This window comes from Streptomyces sioyaensis (assembly GCF_004122735.1).
In the GTDB taxonomy this organism is placed as follows: domain Bacteria; phylum Actinomycetota; class Actinomycetes; order Streptomycetales; family Streptomycetaceae; genus Streptomyces; species Streptomyces sioyaensis.
Genome location: NZ_SDIF01000187.1, coordinates 1 through 8,666, shown reverse-complemented (window position 1 = coordinate 8,666; position 8,666 = coordinate 1). Strand labels below are relative to the sequence as shown.

At 70.0% G+C, this 8,666-nt stretch carries 6 protein-coding genes; 3 read left to right on the top strand and 3 right to left on the bottom strand.

The genetic code is table 11. The annotated features are described in order from the left end of the window. Window positions 1-149: 149 nt before the first annotated feature. The 3 genes from EST54_RS31955 to EST54_RS31945 form a co-directional block, all read right to left on the bottom strand. The gene (locus tag EST54_RS31955) at window positions 150-443 is read right to left on the bottom strand and encodes a WXG100 family type VII secretion target (protein ID WP_006602760.1); all 294 of its coding nucleotides are present in this window, start codon (window positions 441-443) and stop codon (window positions 150-152) included. Between the two features lie 122 nt (window positions 444-565). Then, window positions 566-889 carry a WXG100 family type VII secretion target gene (locus EST54_RS31950; protein ID WP_006602761.1) on the bottom strand — a complete coding sequence of 108 codons (324 nt, stop codon included), beginning with the start codon at window positions 887-889 and terminating at the stop codon, window positions 566-568. A 328-nt stretch (window positions 890-1,217) separates the two neighbouring features. Beyond that, complete coding sequence (locus EST54_RS31945; RefSeq protein WP_129251187.1) at window positions 1,218-2,864, bottom strand: type VII secretion protein EccB; 1,647 nt, start codon at window positions 2,862-2,864, stop codon at window positions 1,218-1,220. Between the two features lie 345 nt (window positions 2,865-3,209). Here EST54_RS31945 and eccE point away from each other — a divergent pair, with 345 nt between their 5' ends. From eccE to EST54_RS31930, 3 genes are all read left to right on the top strand, one after another. Next, window positions 3,210-4,436 carry a type VII secretion protein EccE gene (gene eccE / locus EST54_RS31940; protein WP_129251186.1) on the top strand — a complete coding sequence of 409 codons (1,227 nt, stop codon included), beginning with the start codon at window positions 3,210-3,212 and terminating at the stop codon, window positions 4,434-4,436. Beyond that, entirely contained in the window at window positions 4,436-5,275 is an 840-nt protein-coding gene (locus EST54_RS31935; RefSeq protein WP_129251185.1) for a hypothetical protein, read from the top strand. Before eccE ends, EST54_RS31935 begins: the two co-directional genes overlap by 1 nt. 342 nt (window positions 5,276-5,617) lie before the next feature. Beyond that, window positions 5,618-8,428 carry an SCO5717 family growth-regulating ATPase gene (locus EST54_RS31930; protein ID WP_129251184.1) on the top strand — a complete coding sequence of 937 codons (2,811 nt, stop codon included), beginning with the start codon at window positions 5,618-5,620 and terminating at the stop codon, window positions 8,426-8,428. Window positions 8,429-8,666: the final 238 nt, after the last annotated feature.

Here is an 8,666-nt window from a genome sequence, read left to right as displayed (position 1 = left end):
GGTGGGGGTATGGCGTGGAGGGGAGCGGAGGGCGGTGTGGACGGCAGAAGGGCGAGCGCACTGAAGCAGCGCGCTCGCCCTCATTGACCACTGTGCGAGCCGTCGGGGCTGCTCAGCCGATCGCTATCCGTACGTGTGCCGACGCGAGGTCAGCCCGCCCAGATACCGGAGTTCTTGTGCTCGGTGGCCTGGTAGTTCTGGGCGGCCTGGTCGAGCGCCTTGGCGATGGCCTCGAGCGTCGAGTGCAGGGAGGCCGCACGCTGGTCCCACTCGCGCTGGCGGGCCTGGTAGCCCTCCTGCGCCGCACCTTCCCAGCTGGCGGCGATCTTCTTGACGCCCGCCTCGAGGTCGTCGAGCTGCTGGCGGATGTTGTTGGCCGTACCGCGCACGTCGGAACTGGCCTGCGAGATCGTCGCGAAATTAACGAGGATCTGGCCTGACATGGTGTCTCCTCAGGAGTTGATGAAGCCGGGTCGATTCATGCCGCAGCGGGCCGACGGGAATGCCCGGCTGGCCCGTGCCGCGGCCGCTGAGCCGCTGCGCCGCACGGAGCGGCGCGGCTCCATCATCCGAACGGGGAAGCCGAAGCGGAGACGTGCGAAATCGACTGGGCCTGCTCCTCTTCGGAGGCGGAGTAGTTCTTCGTGGTCTCGTCGATCGCTTCCTTGATCTCACCCAGAAGCTGGTTGAGACGGTTGGCGTCCTCGTTCACCTGCGACTGCAGCTGGTTGTACGAGGAGGCCGCAGCACCCTTCCACCCGGACGTGATGGTGTCGACGACCGTGTTCAGGCGCGAGATCTCGCCCTGGATCGACTGGTTGACCGAGGAGATCTTGCCGCTGAACGCGACCATCTCCTCCTCGGTGGTTGTGTACTGCTGACCAGCCATAGTCAACGTCCCCCATGAGACTTGTACGTCGTACCGCGCCGCACCGACGGAGCCGGCTTGCGTGGTGGGCATCTCCTGCTGACGCCTTCGACCACTTTAACCACTCCACACGTCCGTTCCCAACTGTGGGAGGGCTCTTGTTGCGGGATCACCACATAGCCAACTGCCCCGCGGGGAAACCCTGTTCGCGGAATTCGGGCAGATGCGGTGCTATCGGTCAGGACGGGAAATCCTGGCCGGAAAGGGAAGAGCGTAGGAGCGGAAGTCGCGATTTGGCGGGAGGCCGGGGCGATACTCCCGTGAAGGGTATCGGCCCGGCCTCCGTACGTCACGAAGCCTGCGGCTTATGGGCGCTTTGAACGTCCAGCGACGGGCCCGCGGAGAGGAGTTCGGACCAGGTCTTCAGGATGAGCGGCGGATGCGCATCCTTGTAGCCGAGGCGGAGTTGCGACTGGCCGCCCTCCTGGTTGGCCTTGCCGGCCTTCTCGCCGTCGTTGTTCTCGGGAACGGAGTAACGCAGACCGGTGTCGGTCACCAGGAACAGACTGCCGAACTTCGCGGACGGCGTGGAGGCCTGGCGGTACAACAGCCCGTTGCCGGGGGTGACATACGAGCTGGCACCCGGGGCGATCTTTGCGGGATAGTCCTTGCCGACCCAGGTCTGCATGTTGGGCACGCCGTTCGGGAATCCCAGCTTCTTGTTCGCCTCGCCCGGATACTTGGTGCTGGTGCCCTTGTAGACGCTGCAGGAGACGCCGTTGTCCGTGGGGCTGATCAGGCCGCCGGTCTGCGAACCCTGCTTGAAGTTGTTCGCGGCGGAGACGGTTTCGGTCGGCCACGGCATATCGATGTCGGTGCCCTGGATCTTGCCCAGGTAGGTCTCCGCATGGCCCTCGGCGTCCTGCTTGAGGGTCATGCTCGTGGTGGACACCTCAGCGGGCTTCATCGCGGTGCCGTCCGGGTGGACGTCCTTCGCGTTCTGGCCCTCAAGGAGGAGGTTCGCCACGAAGTCGGACACCTTGTAGACGCCGTCCGCCTGAACGACGTACTTCTGCCGGCTGTCGCGCGCCTGGAGCACCGTGCCGATGGTCCGCACGCTGTCCGGGACGCCCATGGCGGTGGTCCGCTTGCCCGCACCGGAGATACGGGGCATGGCGATCGGGACCGGGCTCTTGATGAGGGTGTCCATGAACTGCTGGGAGACCTTCTGCGGCTCGGCGGAGTCGCCGAAGATGATGCGCTGCAGGTCGCTGTTGGCCTTCTCCGCGCCCTGCGCCGGCGCGATCTTCCCACCCAGGGTGGCGTCGAACTGGAAGGCCACGCCCTTCTCGTCGACCAGCCACCGCAGCCCCTTGGGGTCCTCGATGTAGAGCGCCTGGTCGTTGTCGAGCTTGCCCTTGCCCTCGACGAGGTCCTTGTCCTTGCCGCCGAGCACGAACACCGTCTGCTGGGGCTTGCTGTTCTCGCCGCTGCCGGGACGGTCGCACACCGCCCAGACCTTCGGCTTGTCCACCTCGTCCGTGCCGGGAAGACGGTCGGGCGCATACGGAATACCGACGGCCGGACCGTGCGGAAGCTTTCCGTCGAGCTCGGAATCCTTGACCTGAACGACGTGGAACTTATTGGGGTCGAGGAGAAGTCGGGCCGAGGCGAGGTTCAGGACGGGGTGCAGAAGCTTATGGCTTTTCCCGCCGGCGTCCGTGTTGGGAAGAACAACATATCGCGTGGTGGAGTCGGACCCGACAACGACATTGGCCCCGACCGTGTCCCAGCCCTGCGGAGCAACAGGCTTGAGAATGCCACAGGCTCCGAATCCCACGAGCACCACGACCCCCATCACGATGCTCGGTACCACCGCCTTCAGCGGCTTGGGGGCACTCTCGATCGAGCCGTTCGGCAGCGGCTTCAGAAATGCCGCATTCGTGCGCTTTCGAGCGAACGAATACGCATTCAGCTCGTCCCGGCGTGATGCCATTGTTGCTTTCTCTCCCCGCCTGTTGGATCCACATCGACCGCCCCCGGCACTCTCGCCGTAGCGCCCTCTACTATGCCGTGTGTCGATCGACCCGTACGGTACGGGTGCCACCTTCCAACGCACCAGTCTCAGCGGGCGACCGATACGCCTAGAGGCCACACCACCAGTAGAGGAGCAGGCCGGGGGATGTCCAGCGCCACCAGGGCTCGACGCCGCAATGGGCGGCAACAGCAGCAACAGCCTTCTGCTGCACCGCAATACGCGGGAAATGCTGACCAAAACGGTACAGCTCAGGGCAACAGAGGAAATGGCGGCCGGGGTTCTGCAGCCCGCCCGGCCGGTCCGGTGGCACCGCGGCTGCGCCAGCAGGCGGGAACCATCGGCGGGGTCCGCGTACAGCAGCTGGCCATCATCGAACTCGCCGTGGCACTGGTGCTGGTGGGCTGGTCGATCCACCCGGCCGCACTGACCGCGGCCATCGTGATCGCGGCAGTGCTCGTCGTTTTCGCGCTCGGCCGCCGGCGGCGGATTCCGCTGCCGGAGTGGATCACCACCGTGCGGGCGATGAAGCGCCGCGGCAAGAACAGCGCCTCCGCCCTCGCGGCCACCCAGGGCGTCGACCCGGCCTTCGCCCCCGTCGTGGAGTGCGAACCGGCGCTGCAGACCTACGAGTTCACCACCGAGGCCGACCAGCGGGCGATCGGCTTCGTCGGCGACGGGACGTTCCTGACGGCCCTCGTCCAGGTGGACGCCCGGGACGAGCCGCTGCGGCCGCAGCGCGGCAGCCACATGCTGCCGCTCGATGTGCTGCACACCGCGCTCGACATCGAGGACATCCACCTCGAATCGGTGCAGTTCGTCCAGTACACCCAGCCCGCTCCGGCCCCGCATCTGCCCGAACAGGCCGTCGCGGCCCGCTCGTACGCGCCGCTGCAGGCCCAGACGCAGACGCCGGCCCTGCAGCTGACGTGGATCGCGCTCAAGCTCGACCCCGAGCTGTGCGCAGAGGCGATCGAGGCCCGCGGCGGCGGCATGGAGGGCGCCAAGCGTTCGCTGCTGCGCGCCGCCGACCAGCTCGTCAGCCGACTGACCGCGCACGGGGTGCGGGCACGGGTGCTCGACGAGCGTGAGGTCGTGGCCGCGATCGGTACCGCCGTGTGCGTCAGCCCGCGCGCCGCCAACGGCGCGATGGGGCGCGACGGCCGGGCGGCCCGCCGCACCCAGGAGACGACCCGGGCGATGCGCTGCGACGACCGCTGGCACTCCACGTACTGGATCGGCCGGTGGCCCCAACTGGGGCAGGGCGGCGCCCCGTTGGCCGCCGTCACCCAGCTGCTGACCAGCACCAGGGCGATGGCCAGCACGTTCGCGCTGACCGCCACGCACGGCGGCGGCCACGCCCCGGCCATCTCGGGTTACGTCCGTCTTTCCACCCGCAGCGAGAACGAACTCACGGCCGCGCAGAGTGAGTTGGAGCGTCGTTCCGGTTCCGTGAAGGTCGGGCTCGTCCGGCTCGACCGGGAACAGCTGCCCGGCCTGCTGGCCACGCTCCCCCTCGGAGGTACCCGCTGATGGCCTCTCCCACCTATCAGCCCCGCGTCAACACCAGCGGCAACGGCTGGCGCAATCCGACCGGGGGCGCCGACGGCAGCCGCCGGCCCTCGCACCAGCAGCGTCCGGAGGAGGAGCAGGCGGGGCCGGCCGGCCCGAAGCTGCGGCCCGGATTCGGTCTGCGCGGTCCACGGCGCAGCCCGCACATCCTGACGCCCGAGTCGCTCGCCTCGCTGACCCTGCCGGTCGGTGACGACGGCGTGATCATCGGCATCGACCCGCAGAACCAGCCCGCCGTGCTGAGCCTGCTGCGCCCGGCGCCGATGGAGATCGCCCTGGTCGGCAGCGTGTGGATGGCGCAGGTGCTGGCGCTGCGTACGGTCGCCACCGGCGCCCGGGTCGCGGTCGAGACGGCGCGGCCGCCGGTCTGGGGCCAGATGGCACAGGCCGCGGGCGGCGGACAGCAGTGCGTGTCCGTGCACGAGGTACGCCAGATCGCACCCCAGGGACCGTCGGTTTCGAGCCCCGTGCTGGTCGTCCGGGACATGGGTGCGCGGCCGCCGCGCAATCAGCTCGCCCCGAGCCCCTGGCAGTCGGTGATGACCGTGCTGCCGTTCCTCGGGCCGCGCTCGCCGCAGATGCTCAGCCGCGCCGACCTGGTCGGTCTGCAGCGGCTTTCGCCCGAGGAAGCGGACGTTGTGACGCGAATCATGCGGCTGCCGGAGCAGGTCGGCGCGGTGCTGCCGACGCTCAGCGACAACGCCATGCTGTGGTGCTCGCGCGACGGCCACCAGTTCGTCATGACCCAGCCCACGGAGGCGGAGACCAACCTGCTCGGCGGGCCGCGCCGGATGGACTGACCGGCATCACGGGCCGGTTGCCCGCCTCGCGCCCGGCGCGGCGGGAGGCAGCCGGCCGCGGGCACGACGTACGAGCACGACTTACGGGCGCATCCACGGGTGCGCCCGTAAGCGTGCCGGAACGGCCCGAAGACGACATGACGTCGACTGCCGCTGTGTGCCGACTGTTGATTAGGCTGTGGGGAGCCGCAGGAGCACAGCACGACGGCAGTCGATACGGGGACGGTGCCAGTTAGTGTGGGCGCAACCCCGGGTGGTGTGTTCCGACTTCCGCTACATCCGATCGATCCGCCTGTATCCGGTCCTGCCGTTCAGGTGCGTTGCAATACACCAGGAGGCACAGTGAACGAGCAGGAGGCTTTCCGTCCGGACGGAAACGATCCTGACGACGACCAGTCCGAGTTCGACCTGACCGGTGAGTTCAAGATCGACTTCGCCGCGCCGGCCTGGTACGCGAGCAACGACACCAGTGGTGGCGGCGCGGGTGCCGCAGCCTCCCCCGCGGCTCCTCCTGCGTCTTCGTCCACCACTCCGCCCGCCGGGGCCCAGCCGCCCGTCGGGCCGCCCACGGCCCAGCCGCTGCCCGGGCCCGCGGAGGCGGCACCGCCCGGATTCCCGACGCTGCGTCCGCAGGACGCGGGCAACGAGGCGCCGGCCGCCGCCGCTCCCCCGGTCACTCCGCAGGCACCCGCGGAGCACGCGCCGGCCGCGAACGACGGTGCCGCCGGCGGTAATCGGCGCGCCGGCACCGGTGTCGACCCGTCGGCCTCGCTCTGGGACGACGACGAGGACGACGCGGAGACGGAGGCCGCCGCGTCCGAGCCGGAGTCCGCCACCGCCGACCCGGCGCCGTCGGCCGAGGCCACGGCTTCGGCTGCGCCCGACGCCCCCGTGGAAGGCGGTGCCCCGGCCCCCGAGGCCACCGCCGTGGCACAGCCCGCCCCCGTGCAGCCCGCGCCCGCCCAGCCCGGCCCCGAGGCCGCCGCACAGGGTGCCCAGCCGACACAGGGCCAGCAGCCGCAGCAGGGCGTGCCTTCACAAGGAGTACCTCAGCAGGGCGTGCCCCAACAGGGCGTGCCCGCGCAGGGTGTACCGCAGCAGCACGGCATGCCCCTGCAGGCGGCCCCGCAGCAGACCCCTCCGCAGGGCGTACCCCAGCAGGGAGTTCCCCAGCAGGGCGCACCGTGGGGTGCGTCCGCCGACGGCCGGCAGCAGGGCGTACCCGGCCAGGGCGCGCTGCCGCCGCTGCCGCCGGAGTTCCAGCCCGCGGACCCCCAGGCGCAGGCCCAGGCACAGGCCGCTCAGCAGGCGCAGCAGGGCCGGCCGCAGACGCCCGTTCAGCCGCCGCAGCAGCAGGCACCACAGCATCCGCAGGCCGGCTATCCGCAGGGCCAGCAGGCGCAGCAGGGCGGCTACCCGCAACAGCAGCAAGGCGCACCCGCGCCGCAGCAACAGCCCGCCTACGGCTATCCGCAGCCCGCGTACGGCTACCCCCAGCAGGGTCAGCAGCCGCAGCAGCAGGCGGCCCAGCAGGCGCAGGCGGCCGCGCAGCAGTCCGCGTACGGCTACCCGCAGACCGGCGCGCAGGGCTACCCGCAGCAGGGCCAGCAGGCGCAGCAGGCGTACGCCCAGCAGCAGGCCGCGCACCAGGCACAGCAGGCGCAGGCTCAGGCCCAACAGACCGCGCAGGCACAGCAGGCAGCCCAGGCACAGCAGGCCCAACAGGCACAGCAGAGCCACCAAGCGCACCAGGCAGCGCAGGCACAGCAGGCTCAGCAAACGCCTCAGGCACAGCAGAGCCAGCAGGCCCAGCAAGCCCCGTATCAGCCGCTCCCCGGGCAGCAGGCCGGCGACCCGAACGCGGCGGCCAACTACGCCTCGTACTCGCAGCCGGGTCAGCAGCAGCCGCAGCAGCGGGCCGCCCCCGGCGCGCCGCTCGGATACAGCGCTGCCGTGGAGCTGACCTCCGACCGGCTGCTGCGCAACCAGCCCAAGAAGCGCAAGCCGGGTGCCAATGCCCAGCCGTCCAAGTTCAAGCTGGGCGCGAAGAAGGAAGAGGCGGAGCGGCAGCGCAAGCTGGAGCTGATCCGTACGCCGGTGATGTCGTGTTACCGGATCGCGGTGATCAGCCTCAAGGGCGGCGTCGGCAAGACCACGACGACCACCGCCCTCGGCTCCACCCTCGCGTCCGAGCGGCAGGACAAGATCCTGGCGATCGACGCCAACCCGGACGCCGGCACGCTCGGCCGACGGGTGCGCCGCGAGACCGGTGCGACCATCCGTGACCTGGTGCACGCGATCCCGCATCTGCACAGCTACATGGACATCCGCCGGTTCACCTCGCAGGCCCCCTCGGGCCTGGAGATCCTCGCCAACGACGTGGACCCCGCGGTCTCGACGACGTTCAACGACGAGGACTACCGGCGGGCGATCGACATCCTCGGCCAGCAGTACCCGATCATCCTCACCGACTCGGGTACGGGTCTGCTCTACAGCGCGATGCGCGGAGTGCTCGACCTCGCCGACCAGTTGATCATCATCTCCACCCCGTCCGTGGACGGTGCGAGCAGCGCGAGCACCACCCTGGACTGGCTGTCCGCGCACGGCTACGCCGATCTGGTGCAGCGCGGTATCACGGTCATCTCCGGGGTCCGCGAGACCGGCAAGATGATCAAGATCGATGACATCGTGTCGCACTTCGAGACCCGTTGCCGCGGCGTGGTGGTCGTCCCCTTCGACGAGCATCTCGCCGCCGGTGCCGAGGTCGACCTCGACATGATGCGGCCCAAGACCCGCGAGGCGTACTTCAACCTCTCCGCCCTGGTGGCCGAGGACTTCGCGCGGGCACAGCAGGCGCAGGGGATGTATCCGCAGCAGCAGATGGGCGACCCGTACGCCCAGCAGCAGATGGGCGGCGATCCGTACGCCCAGCAGCAGTATGCCCAGCAGGCACAGGGCCAGCAGGGCCAGCCGCAGCAACCGCAGCAGGGGCAGCCGCCGGCCGGTTACCCGCCGCAGCAGGGCGGCTGGACCCAGCAGCCCGCCCAGCCGCCGGCGCACTGGCAGCAGCAACAGCCCGCTCCGGACGCCCCGCAGCCCGAACAGCAGGGCGGCCTGGGGCCGGGGTGGCAGCAGCAGCCGCCTCCGCAGTGAGGCGCGGGCAGCACGCATGAAGGGGGCGGGGCCCGGCACGTATCAGGTGCCGGGCCCCGCCCCGTATCACGTCATCCCCCGGACGAGTGACTGAACTCTCGGCCGAACTCCGCCTGAAACCGGCCGAGTTGACGGTCCCGCAGTACTACTACAGGCGCCTGCCTTTGATGGGCCTCCGCGGGACCACACCTGCCCGCCACGCGAAGGGCTTCCGTAGCACTACACCCGCCCACCCCCC